10 protein-coding genes are annotated in these 17,662 nt (G+C 68.1%); 7 read left to right on the forward strand and 3 right to left on the reverse strand.

Annotated features, from left to right (window positions below):
* Positions 1 to 2 precede the first annotated feature (2 nt).
* The 4 genes from FURADRAFT_RS15095 (at position 3) to FURADRAFT_RS15110 (ending at position 11,051) form a co-directional block, all read left to right on the forward strand.
* Positions 3 to 1,019: a chemotaxis protein CheB gene (locus FURADRAFT_RS15095; protein ID WP_008955032.1), complete on the forward strand. Its 1,017-nt coding sequence runs from the start codon at positions 3 to 5 to the stop codon at positions 1,017 to 1,019.
* A 25-nt stretch (positions 1,020 to 1,044) separates the two neighbouring features.
* Positions 1,045 to 4,263, forward strand: a complete 3,219-nt coding sequence (locus tag FURADRAFT_RS15100; protein WP_008955033.1) for an EAL domain-containing protein — start codon at positions 1,045 to 1,047, stop codon at positions 4,261 to 4,263.
* Between the two features lie 363 nt (positions 4,264 to 4,626).
* Entirely contained in the window at positions 4,627 to 7,968 is a 3,342-nt protein-coding gene (locus tag FURADRAFT_RS15105; protein ID WP_150105083.1) for a DUF748 domain-containing protein, read from the forward strand.
* 233 nt (positions 7,969 to 8,201) lie between these two features.
* Positions 8,202 to 11,051 (forward strand): adenosylcobalamin-dependent ribonucleoside-diphosphate reductase, encoded by a 2,850-nt coding sequence (locus FURADRAFT_RS15110; protein WP_008955035.1) that lies wholly within the window; start codon positions 8,202 to 8,204, stop codon positions 11,049 to 11,051.
* A 162-nt stretch (positions 11,052 to 11,213) separates the two neighbouring features.
* Here the strand turns inward: FURADRAFT_RS15110 and FURADRAFT_RS15115 are convergent, their stop codons facing one another.
* Positions 11,214 to 11,864: a HugZ family pyridoxamine 5'-phosphate oxidase gene (locus tag FURADRAFT_RS15115; protein ID WP_008955036.1), complete on the reverse strand. Its 651-nt coding sequence runs from the start codon at positions 11,862 to 11,864 to the stop codon at positions 11,214 to 11,216.
* 336 nt (positions 11,865 to 12,200) lie between these two features.
* On the opposite strand from FURADRAFT_RS15115, the gene FURADRAFT_RS15120 reads away from it, so the two are divergent.
* Positions 12,201 to 13,130 carry a substrate-binding domain-containing protein gene (locus FURADRAFT_RS15120; protein ID WP_008955037.1) on the forward strand — a complete coding sequence of 310 codons (930 nt, stop codon included), beginning with the start codon at positions 12,201 to 12,203 and terminating at the stop codon, positions 13,128 to 13,130.
* Between the two features lie 67 nt (positions 13,131 to 13,197).
* Entirely contained in the window at positions 13,198 to 13,776 is a 579-nt protein-coding gene (locus FURADRAFT_RS15125; RefSeq protein WP_008955038.1) for an NnrU family protein, read from the forward strand.
* A gap of 11 nt (positions 13,777 to 13,787) precedes the next feature.
* Here the strand turns inward: FURADRAFT_RS15125 and FURADRAFT_RS15130 are convergent, their stop codons facing one another.
* Positions 13,788 to 14,249 carry a CopD family protein gene (locus FURADRAFT_RS15130; protein WP_008955039.1) on the reverse strand — a complete coding sequence of 154 codons (462 nt, stop codon included), beginning with the start codon at positions 14,247 to 14,249 and terminating at the stop codon, positions 13,788 to 13,790.
* A 127-nt stretch (positions 14,250 to 14,376) separates the two neighbouring features.
* Here FURADRAFT_RS15130 and FURADRAFT_RS15135 point away from each other — a divergent pair, with 127 nt between their 5' ends.
* Positions 14,377 to 16,290 carry a B12-binding domain-containing radical SAM protein gene (locus tag FURADRAFT_RS15135; protein ID WP_008955040.1) on the forward strand — a complete coding sequence of 638 codons (1,914 nt, stop codon included), beginning with the start codon at positions 14,377 to 14,379 and terminating at the stop codon, positions 16,288 to 16,290.
* 9 nt (positions 16,291 to 16,299) lie between these two features.
* Here the strand turns inward: FURADRAFT_RS15135 and FURADRAFT_RS15140 are convergent, their stop codons facing one another.
* Positions 16,300 to 17,511 (reverse strand): MFS transporter, encoded by a 1,212-nt coding sequence (locus FURADRAFT_RS15140; RefSeq protein WP_008955041.1) that lies wholly within the window; start codon positions 17,509 to 17,511, stop codon positions 16,300 to 16,302.
* Positions 17,512 to 17,662: the final 151 nt, after the last annotated feature.

Consider the following 17,662-nt stretch of genomic DNA (forward strand, 5'->3'; position numbering starts at 1 on the left):
CCATGCGCGTAATGGTCATCGACGATTCCAGCGTGGCGCGCCAGTTGCTGCGCAGCCTGCTCGAGAGCGAAGGCTACGACGTGGTCGAGGCCGGCTCCGGCCTGCAGGCGCTGGAACTCGTCACCCGGGTGCAGCCGGACCTGGTCACCATGGATGTCCATATGCCCGGCATGGACGGCTTCGACACCACCCGGCGGCTGCTCGAGGTCTATGCGGTGCCGGTGGTCATCGTCACCGCCAGCGCCAATACCAAGGAGGCCGGGACGGTCATCCGGGCGCTCGCCGCCGGGGCGCTGGCCGTGGTGGAAAAGCCGCGCGGGCCGCTGCACCCGCAGTTCGACCCGCACGCCGCGCAACTGATCCAGACGCTGCAGCGGGTGCAGACGCTCACGGTGCGCTCGCCGCCGTCCCGGTCGGGGCCGACCGGGGCCGACCCGGTGCGCTGGGACAAGCCGATCCGGCTCGTCGCCATCGGCGCTTCGGCCGGCGGCCCCGCCGCGCTGAAGGTGTTGCTGGGCGGCCTGGAGCCGCCCTGTCCGTGGCCGATCCTGCTGGTGCAGCACATCACTGGCGGCTTTCTCGACAGCCTGCGCGACTGGCTCAGTCTGCAGTCGACGCTGCCGGTCCACATCGCCCGGCCGGGCGAGCCGCTGCAGCCCGGCCATCTGTACCTGTCGCCGGAGGCACACCATCTGGCGGTGAGCCGCGATTTGCGCTTCAGGCTGGCACGTTGCGAGCCGCAGGATATGGCCTGCCCGTCGATCTCCCATCTGTTCGACGGACTGGCCGACGAACTGCAGGGGGAGGTGCTTGCCATCCTGCTGTCCGGCATGGGGAGCGACGGCGCGGCGGCGCTGGCCCGCCTCAAGGCCAAGGGGGCGCTCACCCTGGTGCAGCAGCCCGACAGCGCGGTGGTGAGCGGCATGCCCGCCGCCGCGATCGAACTATCGGCGGCGTGCCGCGTGCAGTCGCCGGAAACCATGGCATTGACGCTCAACGGCCTGATGCGGCATGCCTGAACCATTGCTGATCGAGAGGCAGTCCATGTTGCAGGGAACCGACATTCTGATCGTCGAAGACAGCGCGACCCAGGCGCTCCAGTTGCAGGCCCTGCTCGAAGGGCACGGCTGCCGGGTGCGGGTGGCGCGCGACGGCTACCAGGCCTTGCGCGAGGTCGCCGGACAGCCCCCCACCATCATGATCAGCGACATCATGATGCCGGGGATGGACGGCTACGAGCTGTGCAGCCAGCTCAAGGCGGACCCGGCCACGGCCATGATCCCCATCATCCTGGTCACCACCTTGTCGGACCCGCGCGACGTCATGCGCGGCCTGAGCTGTGGCGCCGACAACTTCATCCTCAAGCCCTACGACGAAAAATACCTGCTGTCGCGCATCCATTACTTCCTGGCCAACCAGGCCTTGCGCCAGCCCGAGCGCGCGGCCGTCGGCATGGCGGTGATGCTGGAGGGCGAGCGCCACTTCATCACCTCGGCGCGTCAGCAAATCCTCGACCTGCTGATCTCGACCTACGAGCAGAGCATCCAGCTCAACCAGGACCTGCAGGCCAAGCATGCCGAACTGTCGCGCTCGCACGCCCTCTTGGACGGCCTGTTCCGCTTTTCGGCCGCCATGTCCGCGGCGCAGACCGAACATGACGTGATCGGGCGGGCGCTGGAGGAGGTGCTGGCCTTCCCGGACGGCGCCGCCGCCTGGCTGTTGCTGGCCGACACGCAGGCCCTCGCCGAACCGATGCAGCTGGCGGGGTGGAATGGCCGGCTGGACGAGCCCGCCTTGCGCCGAGCCATCGCGGACGGCTGTCCCTGCCTTTACGCCGGCCGCCAGGAGGAGTTGCGTCAGGCGTTCAACATCGCGCAATGCCCGGCCCTGAGCGGCGCCGGGGAAGGGCACTGGCACGCCTGCAGTCCGCTGCTGCTGGGGGACGAGGTAATCGGGGTGCTCAACGTGCTGCGGGCCGGCCGCGTGCCGTGGGACGAGCCGGCGCTGGACGCCTTCACCATGATCGGCCGGCAACTGGCCGTGGCGCTGGCCCGGGCCCGGATGTTCGAGAGCCTGGAGTCGTTGGTAGCCGAGCGCACCCGTGCCCTGCGTAGCGAAATGGGCGAGCGCGCGCGTGCCGAGGCGGCCTTGCGCCAGAGCGAGGCGCTGCTGCACAAGGTGCTGGAGACGCTGCCGGTCGGGGTCTGGGTGACCGACGAGAAGGGGGGAATCCTGCTGCACAACTCCGAAGGGGAGCGCATCTGGGGGGCCAACCCGGGCACCGAGCCGCAACGACGCTGGTATGGCCCGCAGGGCCAGCAGATTGCCACCGACGACCGTGAGCTGCTGCGCACCATCCGTCACGACGGCACCGTGCACAACCTGGTGCGCCAGATCCTGTCGTTCGACGGCGCGGCGCGCACCGTGCTCGACGCCGAGGTGCCGTTGACCGACGACGACGATCAGGTCCGGGGCGGCATTCTGGTCGAGCAGGACATCACGGCGCAGCAGGTGATCGACCTGGAACTGCGCGTTCGCCAGCGCGCCATCGAGGCCAGCGTCAACGCGGTGCTGATCACCGACAACCGCCGTCCGGACAACCCCATCATCTACGTCAACCCGGCCTTCGAGCGCATCACCGGCTACGCGCGCGCGACGGTGATCGGCCGCAACTGCCGCTTCCTGCAGGGCCGTGACACCGCCCAGCCGGAGCTGACGGCGATCCGCCGCGCGCTGGAGAACCGGCACGAAGGCAAGGCGCTGCTGCGCAACTACCGCAAGGACGGCTCGATGTTCTGGAACGAGCTGCGGGTGGCGCCGGTGCGGGACAGCCAGGGCGAGGTCAGCCATTACATCGGCGTGCTCAACGACGTGACCGAGGCCAAGCGCTATCAGGAGGAGCTGGAACGCCAGGCCAACTTCGACACCCTGACCGGCCTGCCCAACCGCAACCTGCTGCAGGACCGGCTGGGCCAGGGCATCGCCGTGGCCAGGAGCAAGGACGAGCGTTTCGCCGTGGCGCTGCTCGACCTGGACAACTTCAAGTACGTCAACGACAGCCTGGGCCATACCCTGGGCGACGCGCTGCTGATCGAGGTGGCGCGGCGCATCGAGAGCAGCGTGCCGGCGCTGGCGACGGTGTCGCGGCTGGGCGGGGACGACTTCGTGCTGCTGCTGCCCGGGGTGAAGACCGCCGAGCAGCTGGATCTCGCACTCAAAAACGTCACCGACCAGCTGAACCAGCCGGTCGAGCTCAGCGGTACCGAGCTGTTTCTCTCCGCCAGCATCGGCTGCTGCTTCTACCCGGACGACGGCAGCAGCGTCGACGAACTCCTGAGCAACGCCGACACCGCCATGTACCAGGCCAAGGCGCTTGGCAAGAGCCAGGTGCGTTGCTTTGCGCTGCACATGAACGACCGGGTGCAGCGGCGGGTGGAACTGGAGGGCGCCTTGCGCCGGGCCATCGCGCAGGACGAGTTGACGATGTACTACCAGCCGCAGCTGGACCTGCAGAGCGACCGGCTGTGCGGCTTCGAGGCGCTGTTGCGCTGGCGCCGGGGGGAGCGGCTGATCTCCCCGCTCGAGTTCATCCCCATCGCCGAGGAAACCGGGCTGATCCGCGAGATCGACCGCTACGTGATCCGCGCGGTGTTCCGCCAGGTCGAGGAATGGCGCGCCGAGGGGCTGGACCCCGGCGAGGTGGCGATCAACATCTCCGCCCTGAGCCTGCAGGAAGCCGGCATCGTGCCCTATATCGCGGCCGAGATGGCCAGCCGCCGCCTGCCCCCTGACGCCATCAAGCTCGAGGTCACCGAGAGCCTGCTGATGAAGAACGTCGATACCGCGCAGCAGGTGATGTCCGAACTCAAGGCGCTGCACCTGAAGTGGTCGATCGACGATTTCGGCACCGGCTACTCGGCCTTGAGCTACCTGCGCCGCTATCCCTTCGACCAGCTCAAGATCGACAAGAGCTTCATCGACGACGTCAACGTCAACCCGGAAAACGCTTCGATGACGCGCGCCATCATCAGCATGGCGCGTTCGCTGCGCATCGCCGTCATCGCCGAGGGGGTGGAGAATCGCGAGCAGCTGGGTTTCCTGGTCGAGGCCGGCTGCGACCAGATCCAGGGCTACTACTATTCGCCGCCGCTGACGGCCGAGGCGTGCCGGCCGTGGCTGATCCACCGCGGGCCGCCCGGCCCGGACGAGGCTTCGGCCAACCCTGCACGCAGCCACGCCGGTAACGACGCGCCCACCGGCTGACGCTGCTGCCGCGGCCGTGGCGTGCGGCTTTGAGGTGCCCGCTCCGCCTTCGCTTCCACACTTTGCCCCGTGTCCGCCGGCGATCCGGTCATGACGCGTTTTCATCCGGCCGGGCAGGGGGGCGCCATCCCCAGGGGGCGCCTGCGGCCTCGCCGGGCACATGACCGCGACGGGAAGGGAACAATCGCGACGCGGGCCAGTCCCGTCATATCGATGCCGTGCCGCCCTCCCGACCAGGCGGGCGCATCACGCCGGCCAGCCACCCTTTCCGAGCGCTTTATCGTCTGGCCGAATGGCGGGTAGGCGCTGAAATCGACCGGGCAGGCTGTCATAATGACAATGAAAACAACAAGGGGTTATGCCGTGAGCGAACGTGAGCAGGACAAGGGCGTGATGAGGCGCCGCCGCTGGCCGTACTGGGTCGGCGGCGGCGCGCTGGCATTGGTGGCGGCGAGCTGGGGGGCGCTGGCCTGGGGGGTGCCCGACGTGGCGCGCCACGCCGCCGCCGACTGGGCGCAGGGCAAGGGCCAGAAGCTCAGCATCGGCACGATGAAGATCGAACCGTGGTCGATGAAGGTGGAGCTGGGCGACGTGCGCCTGGCCGAGGGCAACGGTGCGCCGCTGTTTGCCGCCCGGCGTCTGGTGCTGGATGCCGAGCCGACCGCGCTGTTCATCGGTCGCTGGCGCGCCGCGCTGTTCCAGCTCGACAAGCCGCAGTGGTTCGTCGAGCGCAATGCCCAGGGCGAATGGAACTGGGCGCGCTTCGTCAAGGCGGTGAGCGGTCCGGCCAAGCCCGCCACCGAGAGCAAGGGCGAGCTGCCCAAGCTGGTGTTGGACCTGTTGCAGCTTAATGGCGGCGAAGTGCGCATGGTCGATCACTTCGGCGGCGAGACGCGTGCCTTCGATCTCAAACCGGTCAACCTGACGCTGAAGGAACTGAGCACGCTGCCGGTGGACGGTGGCAGTTACACCTTGACCGCCGAGCTTGGCGACGGCGCGAAGTTGGCCTGGAAGGGTAACGTGGGGCTGCAGCCGCTGCAGTCGTCCGGCGAGGCCCGGCTCGACAAGCTGACGCTTGCCAGCCTCTGGCCCTACGTGCAGCCGTTCTTCCATACCGCCCCGCCACAAGGCGAGCTGGCCGCCAGCGCGCGCTACCAGTTCGACCTGAGCGGCAAGACGCCGCAGCTCAAGGTGGCGCCGTTCAACGCCACACTTAACCGGCTGCACCTCGCCGCCCCCGGCGGCGGCAGCGCGTTGGCACTGAAGCAGCTGGCGCTGGAAGGCGGCCGTTTCGACCTGGCCAGCTCCAGCGTCGACATCACCCGGCTGCGCCTCTCCGACGGCGAACTCTCCGCCCAGCGCAACGGTGCCGGGCAGCTCGACTGGCTCGCCGCGCTACCGCCCGCCAAGGCCGAGACGGCGCCGGCCAAACCGTCGCCATGGCAGGTCAAGGTCGGCGAAATCCGCGCCGAGAACTGGCGCTACCGTTTCGGCGATGCCGGATTCGTCCAGCCGCTCGAGGTGCAGGCCGCCATGCCGCTGCTCAGCACACAGCTGGCCGTCGAGCCCAAGGACGGCGTGGTGCTGAGCAAGCTCGGCACACAGCTCGCGGACATCGGTGTCGGCGCTGCCGGCAGCACGCCCGTCATCCGGCTCGCCACGGCGGCGCTGGCCGACAGCGAGCTGCGGCTGGCCAGGCACGAAGTGCGGCTGGGGGCGCTGACGCTGGGCGGGCTGGAGGCTGACGTCGAGCGTAACCGCCAGGGCGAGATCAACCTGCAGCAAGTGTTCGCCAAGTCTTCGGCCAACCCTGCGGTCAAGCCGGCCGCCGCCACGGGCGACGCTCCCGGCTGGCAGCTGCACTACCCCACGGTGACGCTGGAAAACGGCCGCCTCAACTGGCTCGACCAGACCCTGCCGCGCCCGCTGCGCGCCACGCTGAGCGAGCTCTCCGTCAACGCCGCGCCGCAGGATTCGGGCGCGTTGGCGCTGGACGTGGACAGCCGGCTGGAGTCCGGGCGGCTGGCGGCCAAGCTGACGCTCGCGCCGGATGGCGCCGCGCTGGGCGGCAAGATCACCGCCAGCGCCGTGCCGCTGGCGCCGTTCGCCCCGTACGCGCTGAGCGGCACCGTGCTGAAACTGGCCGGCGGCACCCTTTCGGCCAACCTCGATGTCGACGCCGGCAGCAAGGGCTGGAAGGTGGGCGGGCAGGGGGCGCTCAACCGGTTCTCGCTGCTCGAGCCCAACAACCGCCAGCCGCTGCTGGCCTGGCGCCAGCTGGCGCTCAACGGCCTCAGCGCCAGCAGCGGCACGCCGCTCAAGGTACAGCTGCGCGAGGTGCGCCTGAGCGACCCGGTGGCGCGGCTGATCCTCAACCAGCAGCGCCAGCTCAACGTCAGCAACCTGCTGGCCGGCAAGCCTGCCGCGGCGGCTCCTGCTCCTGCCCCCACTGCCACGCCGGCGGCCCCGCCCGCGCCGGTCAAGGTCGAGGTCAAGGCGAAGAAACCGGCGGCGCCGGGTGCGTCTCAGGTGGAAGTGCGTACGGTGCACGTGCAGGGCGGCGACATCGAGTTCGCCGACCTCGGCATGAAACCCAGCTTCGCCACGCGCATCCACAACCTGCGCGGCTCGATCCAGGGCTTGTCGAGCCAGCCGGGACGGCGCGGCACGGTGACGCTGGACGGCGACGTCGACCAGTACGGCGACGTGCGCGTGCGCGGCGCGCTGGCGCCGCAGGCCGTGACCGACGACGCCGACATCACGCTGGCGTTCCGCAACATCCCGCTCACCAGCCTCAACCCGTATTCGATGAACTTCGCCGGCTGGAAGGTCAACGACGGCCGGCTGTCGGTCGACCTGCGCTACCTGCTTGACAAGCGCCAGCTCAAGGCCGAGAACCGCGTCGTGATCGACTCGATCCAGCTCGGCGAAGAAGTGCAGGAGCCCGGCGTGACGCGCCTGCCGCTGCGCCTGGCCGTGGCCCTGCTGGAAGACAGCGACGGCCGCATCGACCTCGACCTGCCGATCAGCGGCAGCCTCGACGACCCGCAGTTCAGCTACGGCCGCGTGGTGTGGAAGGCCTTCGTCAACGTCATCACCAAGATCGTCACCGCGCCGTTCAGGGCGCTGGGGGCGCTGATGGGCGGCGAGGGCTTCGACGAGGTGCGCTTCGTCGCCGGCGAAGCCAACGTGGCGCCGCCCGAGCGCGAAAAGCTCGACAAGCTCGCCGCGGTGCTGGTGAAGCGCCCGCGCATGACGCTGGTGCTGGCGGGCACCTACGACCCGGCGGTGGAAACGCGCGAGCTGGCGCGCGCGCGCATCGACCGCGCCATCCTGCAGGCGGCCGGCCACAAGCTGGAAGCGGGCGAGCCGCTGCCGCTGCCCGACCTCGACGACCCCGCGGTGCAGTCGGCGGTGAAATCGGTCTTCGCACAGCGCATCGGCCGGCTTAAACTGGTGCAGCGGCTGCTTTCGCTGCCGGACAACGTGGCGCGCTACAAGACGCTGCGCGAGCAGCTGATCGCCGCCGAGCCGGTCTCCGAAACTGAGCTCAAGGCGCTGGCCCAGGCCCGCGTCACGGCGGCGCGCCAGGCCATGCTCAAGACCGACCCGACGTTGGCCGAAAGGCTGACGCTGGGCGAGGCGAAGCGGGTCAAGGCCGACGGCGACGGGGTGGCACTGGCCATCGCGCTCGGCAGCCGCTGAGCGCCGGCGAACGATCGGCGGTACGCCGCGTCGTTGGCGCAGGATGGGTTGTGCCGCACTTCACCCATCCTGCGGAACGCCGTTCCCGCGTCCGACGGGATGGTGCGCTCGCAACGATTTCTTGTCCTCGCTCCAGCCACCGAGGGAGCTTGACCAACATCAACGCCCGGCCGCGCTGGATAGCGTGAAATGCCGGTTTTGCCGCACCGAATGCCAGTTAGGGAGGGGGAGTAGTGAAACAGGAAAACGTGGCCGCCATGAGCGAACAGGCCATCTCGCGTGAAGTGCTGCTGGAGAAATACGCCAAGGGCGACGAACAGAGCGTCGCCGACGTGCGCCGCCGCGTGGCGCGCGCCCTGGCCGGCATCGAGGCCGAACCCGCGCGTTACGAGGCGGCGTTCTTCGACGCGCTGCAGCGCGGCTTCATCCCCGGCGGGCGCATCAACTCCGCCGCCGGCACCGAACTCAAGGCGACGCTGATCAACTGCTTCGTGCAGCCGGTGGGCGACGCCGTCAGCGAGAGCGAGGGCGGCAAGGTCGGCATCTACGAGGCATTGTTGCAGGCGGCGGAAACCATGCGCCGCGGCGGCGGCGTCGGTTACAACTTCAGCCGCATCCGTCCCAAGGGCGCGCGGGTGAAAGGCACCCACAGCCGTGCTTCCGGCCCGGTGTCGTACATGCGCGTGTTCGACCGCAGCTGCGAAACGGTGGAATCGGCCGGCTCGCGGCGCGGCGCGCAGATGGGCGTGCTCAACATCGAACACCCCGACGTCGAGGACTTCATCCACGCCAAGGACCAGGGCGACCTGAAGAACTTCAACATCTCGGTTGGCGTCTCCGACGCCTTCATGCAGGCGGTCGAGGCCGACGGGCCGTGGCAGCTGGTGCACGCCGTCGAGCCGGCCAGCGACGCCTTCCCCGAGGCCTTCCGCCGCGACGACGGTCTGTGGGTGTACCGCACCGTGCGCGCGCGCGAGCTGTGGCGCCAGATCATGGAATCCACCTACGACCACGCCGAGCCGGGGGTGCTGTTCCTCAGCCAGATCAACCGCGACAACAACCTCAGCTACTGCGAGGTCATCGAGTCGACCAACCCCTGCGGCGAACAGCCGCTGCCCGACTACGGCTGCTGCGACCTGGGCTCGATCAACCTCGCCGCCTTCGTCGAGCACCCCTTCACGCGCCGCGCCCGCTTCGACTTCAAGGCCTTCGAGACCGTGGTGCGCAGCGCCATTCGCATGCTCGACAACGTGCTCGACCTCACCGTCTGGCCGCTGCCCGAGCAACAACGCGAGGCGCAGGCCAAGCGTCGTGTCGGCCTCGGCTTCACCGGCCTGGGCGACGCGCTGATCCTGCTGCAGATCGCCTACAACAGCCCGCAGGGGCGGCAGATGGCAGCCAAGTTCGCCGAGACCATGCGCGACGCCGCCTACGACGCCTCGGTCGATCTCGCCATCGAGAAGGGCGCGTTCCCGCTGTTCGACGCCGACAACTACCTGGCCGAACCGCACTGCGCCAGCCGCCTGCCCGAAGCGATCAAGGCGCGCATCCGCCAGCACGGCATCCGCAACTCGCACCTGCTCTCCATCGCCCCCACCGGCACCATCTCGCTGGCCTTCGCCGACAACGCCTCCAACGGCATCGAACCGCCGTTCTCGTGGTATTACACCCGCAAGAAGCGCATGGCCGACGGCTCGCAGCAGGAATACCGCGTCGAAGACCACGCCTACCGCCTGTACCGCCTGAACGGCGGCGACGTCGAGAAACTGCCGCCGTACTTCGTCTCGGCGCTGGAAATGAGCGCGCTCGACCACATGCAAATGGTGGCCGCGGTGGCGCCGTACATCGACACCGCCATCTCCAAGACCGTCAACGTGCCGGCCGACTACCCCTTCGACGAGTTCGAGCACCTCTACCTCGAAGCCTGGAAGGCCGGCCTCAAGGGCATCACCACCTACCGCCCCAACAGCGTGCTGGGCTCGGTGTTGTCGGTCGAACCGGCCCAGGCCGCGCCGCAGGACCTCCTGGCGAGCCAGGAAGGTGACCCGGACCGCCGCATCGCGCTGGTCAGCACCCCGAGCCCGGCGCTCGCCAGCCTGAAGTGGCCGCACCGCCCGCGCCTGAAGGGTGGCAACCCGTCGTGGACCTACATGATCGAGCACGACGACGGCGCCTTCGCCGTGTTCGTCGGCCATGTCGAAAACGGCCACACCCAGCCCTTCGAATGCTGGGTCAACGGCAACGAACAGCCGCGCGGCCTCGGCGCCCTGGCCAAAACGCTGTCGATGGACATGCGCTGCCGCGACAAGGCCTGGCTCGCGCTCAAGCTCGACGCCCTGGCGCACACCATGGGCGACCGGCGCTACACCCTGGAACTGGGCGAGCGCACGCTGCATGCCAGCTCCGCCGCCGCCGTGCTGGGCCAGGTGGTGCGCCACCGCGTCGAGCAGCTCGGCGCGCTCGACATGCACGCCGACGACACCTCCCCGGTGATGGACGCGCTGTTCGCCAAGAAAGAACCCAAGACCGGCACCGACGGCACCATGAGCTGGTCGGTGGACGTCAGCAACCCGCAAACCGGCGATGACTTCGTGCTGTTCCTGAAAGAGCTGGTGCTGCCCGACGGCCAGCGCCGCCCGTTCTCGATGTGGCTCGCCGGCAGCTACCCGCGCGAACTGGACGGCCTGTGCAAGATGCTGAGCCTCGACATGCGCGTGATCGATCCGGCCTGGATCGGCATGAAACTGCGCAAGTTGCTCAACTACGCCGAACCGCAAGGCGACTTCTTCGCCCGCGTGCCCGGCAGCGACAAATCGCAAAGCTGGCCCTCCACCGTCGCCTACGTCGCGCGCCTGCTGATCCACCGCTTCGCCATGCTCGGTCTCCTTACCGAAGACGGCGTGCCGGTGGAGAACATGGGCGTGATGGTGCCGGAGCAGGGCGACCTGTTCGACAGCGTGCAAATGGAAACCGTGGCCCCGGTCGCCGGCAAACCCTGCCCGGAATGCGGCCACCACGCGCTGATCAAGAAGGACGGCTGCGAGTTCTGCACCGCCTGCGGCCATATCGGGGCGTGCGGGTGAGGTTTGGGCCCGCTTGAGGTGTTGGACCAGTAAAACAAAGCCCCAGGCTGTCTGAGCCTGGGGCTTTTTTATTCGGCAAGGTGATGGTGTGCGTAGGGGGCGTGGAGCAGGAGCGGGTCCCGTCTGGCTGAGGCATCCGCTTGGGAAGCCGCTGTCCCCGCCTTATTCGAGTTTGGCCGCCAGGGCGCGCGCCGCTTCTTTGACGGTTTCAAGGCACAACGTCACTCCCGGTAGCGCTTGCCGTTGCCGTTGCCCAGCGAGTTCGTAGTCGATGCCATAGTGGTCGATGCCCAGCACGCGCGCGCGGCCTGGAAGCACGGCCGATACTTCATCTACGAGCAGAGCCTCGTCGGCAGCGGGCAGTCGAGTCAACGCCTTCCACTCCGGCTCTTCCAGCCAGCCCATGCGGCCGATCCCGCCGATGAAGCGTATGCGTTTGGGATTGAGTCTGAAGAACATGAAGTCAAGGTCGAGAAGCTGTTCCGAGCCTGGCTCATAGCGGAAATACCTGGCCAGGAATGCGGGTGTCGCCTCGTGTTTTTCCGCATCGGCCACCCACGTGAGGCGGGCTGTGGCTTGCACATCCGTGGCCCCGGGCTGCACCACCGACAGGCTCACACGCGGGTCGGTCAGCAGATTTTTGGTGTGTTCGGCCAAGGCGCTGATGTAGAGCACCGGGCAGTGGCTCTCATCCAGGACATAGGGAACGACGGTGGCGTATGGATAGCCCGGCAATTGGGACGAGTTGGTCGCCAGCGTCCCATATGTGGACTCATGCAGTAGCGTCAGGGCAGCCTCGATAGGGATTTTCACGAGAATGAATTCCGGCGAAAGAGTCGGCACAGGGTGGGTAAGTCCGATACTAACTTACGCCATCAGGAGCGTTATGGCGAGGCCTGGCCGCCGGTATGCCAGCCGTGCCTCTTCTTGCCTTTGATTTGGGCATGCCGTGGCTCATGCGTGACCGGTGCGAGAAGCGTGGCTGCAACGACGCCTTGCCCCCCGTGTGTCGGCAGGAGGTCCCGGTGTTCCACCAGAGCGGGTGGGCATCGGCTACAGTCAAAGCGGGGGCGCGGCGGCGACAGCCCGGCTGCTGGCAGAAGGCATCGCCGTCATGGCTGGCGCTGCCAACGAGGAGACATCACAACCATGTTGAGACGAGTCATTCTGGCCGTGCTGTTGGGTTCGGCCGTACCGAGCGTGCCCGCGCAGGCCCGGGAGTGCATCGAGGTGGTCTCCGCCGGTGGCGGTTATGCCTTCTGGCAGGCGGTCGGCGAGGGAGCGAATCAGGCCGGGAAGGAGCTGGGCATCGACATCTACTTCCGCGGCCCGGCCAAGGAAGAAGACCGCGACGCCCAGGAAACCATCGCCAACATGATGTGGGATCTGCATTGCCAGGCGCTGGTGATGGCGCCCAACGCGCCGGAGCGGGCGCGACTGGTCGAGCGGCTCAAGGCGCAGGGCATCCCCACCGTGTACATCGACCGCGATACCGGCGGGGCCGATGTCGCGGCGGTGGTGGCAACTAATAACCTCCGGGCCGGCCAGTTGGCCGGGGAGGAAATGGCGCGGGCGTTGGGCAAGAGAAAACGCGTGGCGGTGTTGCGGGAGCGCGCCGACGTGGTGTCGACCGAAGACCGCGCCCGCGGTTTCATCGAGGCGGCCACCCGTGCCGGACTGAAGGTGGTGCGCAGTGCCTACATCGGCACCTCGGTGGGGGATTCACGGGTCGAGGCGGAAAAAGTGCTGGCGGCGCTGCGCGGAAAGATCGATGGCGTGTTTACCCCCAACGAGTCGACCACCCTGGGGGCGGTGATCCAGCTGAAGAAGATGGGACTGGCCGGGAAAGTGCTGCATATCGGCTTCGACAGCAACCAGTATCTCGCCAGCGCGGTGCGTCTGGGCGATCTCTACGGGCTGGTCGTGCAGCGCCCGCGCGAGATGGGCTACCAGGGCGTGTTCCTGGCCTACCGCAAAGCGCAGGGCCAGACGCTCGAGGTGCGCAACGTCGACACCGGGGTGGTGTTCGTGACCAAGGGCAATATCGATCAGCCGGGCATCGCCAAGGCGTTGTACTGAGAATACGGCGGCGCGCTCGCGCCGCCGTGGCCATCAACCAGGCCAGCGCATTCGCAGGGGGAGGACCATGACGGTATTGCTACTGGGTTTGCTGATCTTTCTGGGCGGGCATTCGGTGCGTATCGTCGCCGAGCCTTGGCGTGAAGCGCAGATCGCCCGCTGGGGGCCTCTGGTGTGGAAAGGTGCGTTCACTTTAATGGCGCTGGTGGGGCTGGTGTTGGTCGTCTGGGGCTATGGGCTGGCGCGCGAGCAGACAGCGGTATTGTGGGCGCCGCCGCTCTGGGCGCGCCATCTCGCCGCGTTACTGACCGCCGTGTCCTTCGTGTTGTTCGCAGCGGCGAAGGTGCCGGGCAATCATGTCAAGGCCGTGCTGGGCCATCCAATGGTGCTGGGGGTGCAGCTGTGGGCCGTTGCTCATCTTCTCGCCAACGGAACACTGGCGGCCGTGGTGCTGTTCGGCGCCTTCCTGCTCTGGTCGGTGCTGGACTTCGTCTCGGCGCGCCGCCGCGACCGCGTGGCGGGAACGCGCTATCTGCCCGGGAGGCTGGAGCGTGATGTCGCCGCCGTGGTCGCCGGGCTCGTGCTCTGGGGCTTGTTTGCCTTCCTGCTGCACGGCTGGTTGATCGGCGTGCGGCCGTTCGGCTGAACGGCCGCGCATCAGGCCAGCCAGCGCCCCAGCGTGGCGGTGGCGATGGTCAGGACGCCCAGCCAGAGGTTGATACCCACTGCCTTGCGGATGCGGCCCAGCGCGTCGCCGCCGGCTTTCCATTCTTCCGCGGCGACGGCGCGTTTGAGTTCGGCATAGGGGCCAAAGAACACGTAGAGGTAGATCGCGATCATGGCGAGCCCGACCATCAGCATCAGGTGCCAGTTGAGCGGGGCGGCATCGAAACCGACGCGGGCGATCATGGCGAGCCCGCTCACCGGGATCAAAATGACAGCGCCCCACACCCAGGCGAAGAAGCGCGCGAACACGCGCTGCCACAGCCGCAGCCGGTGCGGCGGGTCGAGCAGCTCGGCCGCGCTCGGACGCAGGCAGACGTAGGCGAAGAACATGCCGCCGACCCACAGGGCGACGCTGGCGAGGTGCAGGAAGCGGAACAGCGGTTCGGGAGTCATGACGTCGGTTCGATCTCGAATGGATGGGGATGCTGTCATTCTATACGGCCCGGCCACCCTCTGCCTCGCCCTGCCAGCGCCGACCGATTCTGGCAGAATGGCGGGTCCATCCTCCTGAGGTTTCTTCGTGGTCAGTTCGTCCCTGCGCGTGCTGTCGCTCATCCCGCCGATGACGCAGCTCAATACCCCGTATCCGTCCACCGCCTACATCACCGGCTTCCTGCGTTCGCGCGGGGTGCCCGCGGTGCAGGAGGACCTGGCGCTGGCGCTGGTGTTGCGGCTGTTTTCCGCGGAAGGGCTGCAGGCGATCCGCGAACGCATCGACGCCATCCCGCCGAAGAAGCGCAGCGCCCAGGTGCATGGTTTCGTCGAGCAGTTCGAGCGCTATCTCGCTACCATCTCGCCCACCATGGCCTTCCTGCAGGGGCGCGACTCCACCGTGAGCCACCGCATCTGCAGCCGCCATTTCCTGCCGGAAGGGGCGCGCTTCGCCTCGCTGGAGGTGTACGTCGATCCGGACGATCCCTACGGCGGCGATCCGCTGGCCTGGGCCTTCGGCGCCTTGGGGCAGCAGGACCGCGCGCGCCATCTCGCCACGCTCTACCTGAACGATATCTCCGACGTGCTGCGCGAGGCGGTCGACGCGCGTTTCGAGTTCGTGCGCTACGCCGAGTCGCTGGCGATGAGCCAACCCACCTTCGAGCCGCTGGCCAAGGCGCTGGCCGCCAAGCCCTCGCTGGTGGACGACACCTTGCAGGCGCTCACGCTCGACGCCATCGAGCGCCACCAGCCCGAGCTGGTGCTGCTGTCGGTGCCGTTCCCAGGCTCGGTGTATGCGGCGTTCCGTATCGCGCAGACCATCAAGGCACGTTGGCCGAACATCAAGACCGCGCTGGGCGGCGGTTTCGTCAACACCGAGCTGCGCGAGCTGAAAGAGCCGCGCGTGTTCGATTACTTCGACTTCGTCACGCTGGACGACGGCGAAAAGCCGATCCTGGCGCTGCTGGAGCACCTGCAGGGCCAGCGTTCCACCTCGCGCCTGGTGCGCACCTTCGTGCGGGAGGAGGGCCAGGTACGTTACGTCAACCTGATGGAAGCCGACATCCCGTTCGAGGAGGTCGGCACGCCGACCTGGGACGGCCTGCCGATCGAGCGCTACCTGTCGCTCTTGGACATGCTCAACCCGATGCACCGGCTGTGGAGCGACGGGCGCTGGAACAAGCTGACGGTGGCGCACGGCTGCTACTGGAAGAAGTGCAGCTTCTGCGACGTCACGCTGGACTACATCTCGCGCTACGAAACCGCCTCGGCCGCAACGCTGGTGGACCGCATCGAGGCGATCATCGCCGAGACCGGTCAGACCGGCTTCCACTTCGTCGACGAGGCCGCGCCGCCCAAGATGCTGCGCGCGCTGGCCGAAGAACTGCTGCGGCGCAACGTGTCGATTTCGTGGTGGGGCAATATCCGCTTCGAGAAATCCTTCACCCCGGAACTGTGCCAGCTGTTGGCCGAATCCGGCTGCATCGCCATCTCGGGCGGGCTGGAGGTGGCGTCGGACCGGCTGCTCAAGCTGATGAAGAAGGGCGTGTCGGTGGAGCAGGTGGCGCGGGTGACGCAGGGCTTCACCGAGGCCGGCATCCTGGTGCACGCCTACCTGATGTACGGCTTCCCGACCCAGACGGTGCAGGACACGGTGGACGCGCTGGAATACGTGCGCCAGCTGTTCGACAACGGCTGCATCCAGTCCGGCTTCTTCCACCGCTTCGCCTGCACGGTGCACTCGCCGGTCGGGCAGAATCCGGAAGAGTACGGTGTGCAGTTGGTCCCGCTGCCCGAGGTGAGCTTCGCCAAGAACGACGTCGGCTTCATCGACCCGACCGGGGTCGATCACGACGCCATGGGCGAGGCCTTGAACAAGGCGTTGTACAACTACATGCACGGCATCGCGCTGGACGAGGACGTGCGGCGCTGGTTCTACGGCCGGGTGCCGCGCCCGCGGGTGCCGCGCAATTTCATCGAGCGGGCGCTGGCCGCGCGCTGACGGCCGGCCTCACGAGGCCTGAGCCGTCTGCAGCCGGCGATGCTGCAGCCGGATGCGGCGGGCGAAGACGGTGCCCAGCACCGGCGTGATGGCGGCGGCGGCGATGAACACCGTGGTGGCGCCGGAGCGCGCCAGCAGGGCCGCGGCCAGTACCACCCCCAGCGACTGGCCGAGGAAGAAGGCCGAGGCGAACAGCGACACCGCGGTGCCGCGCACCTGCGGCGCCATCTGCGTGGCGTTGGTCTGCAGCGTGTTGTGCATCATGTAGTAGCCCAGCCCCACCAGGTAGCTGGCCGGAATGGCCCAGGCCCAGGCATCACCCAGCGCCAGCAGCAGCCAGGCGCCGCCGATCAGCACGCCGCCGCCGGCGGCCAGCCCCACTTCGCCGAAGCGGCGCACGAAATGCCGGGCGAACAGGATGTAGGACAGGCCGCCGACCCCGAAGAACGCCATCAGGGCGCCCGCCATGGTGAGTGACAGGCCGAAGCGCTGATGCAGGTAGGACGGCACGAAGGCCAGCGCGCCGAACACCACGATCCCTTCCAGAAACACCGTGAGCAGGATGACGCGCGCCCAGCCGACGCCGATCACGGTGCGGCCCTGGGCGAGGACGCCGAGCGTGTGCCCGGCCGGTGCCGGGGTGGGGCGCGCCAGCGGGTTGGCGCGCGACTCGGCCAGCACGCGCCATCCCACCAAGAGGTAGACCAGTGCCAGCGCGGCGAAGGCCCAGCGCCAGCCCAGGGTGTCGGTGAACAGGCCGCCGATGAACTGGCCGCCGATCACGCCCATGATCTGGCCGCCGAGAAAGCGCGCCAGCGTGGCCTGGCGCTGTTCGTAGGGCACGGTGTCGCCGATCCAGGCCATGGAGAGCGGGATGATGCCGGCGGCAGTAACGCCGGTGAGCAGGCGCGCCAGCACCAGCCAGCCCAGCGAGTAGGACAGCGCCGCGCCCAGGCTGCCGACGAGGCTGGCCAGCGTGGTCCAGGCGATCATCCGGTACTTGCCGAAGCGGTCGCCCAGCGGGCCGAAGAACAACTGCATCAGGCCGTAGGCTACGGAGAACGACGATACCACCTGGGCGGCATCGGCCGGCGTGGCGAGGAAGGCCTTGGCCAGGTTCGGCAGCATCGGGTCGCAAAGACGCGCCGAGGCGGAGCTGGCAAAGGCGGCGCAGGAGAGCAGGGTGATCGCCCGGCGGTGGTGTGGATCCAGTGAAGACATGAAATAGCAACGTGGGTGACAATTGATCTTGGTATTATACCGTCCAACATCATGTGTTGCCGCCGCGTATGGCGCCCTGGCTCGGGTCCTGGCGCCGAGCGGGCGGCGCTGCCGTTTTTCCCCTCGCCTCTAGCCATTTTGGGTGATTCGA

The sequence above is a fragment of the Pseudogulbenkiania ferrooxidans 2002 genome (assembly GCF_000174355.1).
GTDB classification, from domain to species: Bacteria; Pseudomonadota; Gammaproteobacteria; order Burkholderiales; family Chromobacteriaceae; genus Pseudogulbenkiania; species Pseudogulbenkiania ferrooxidans.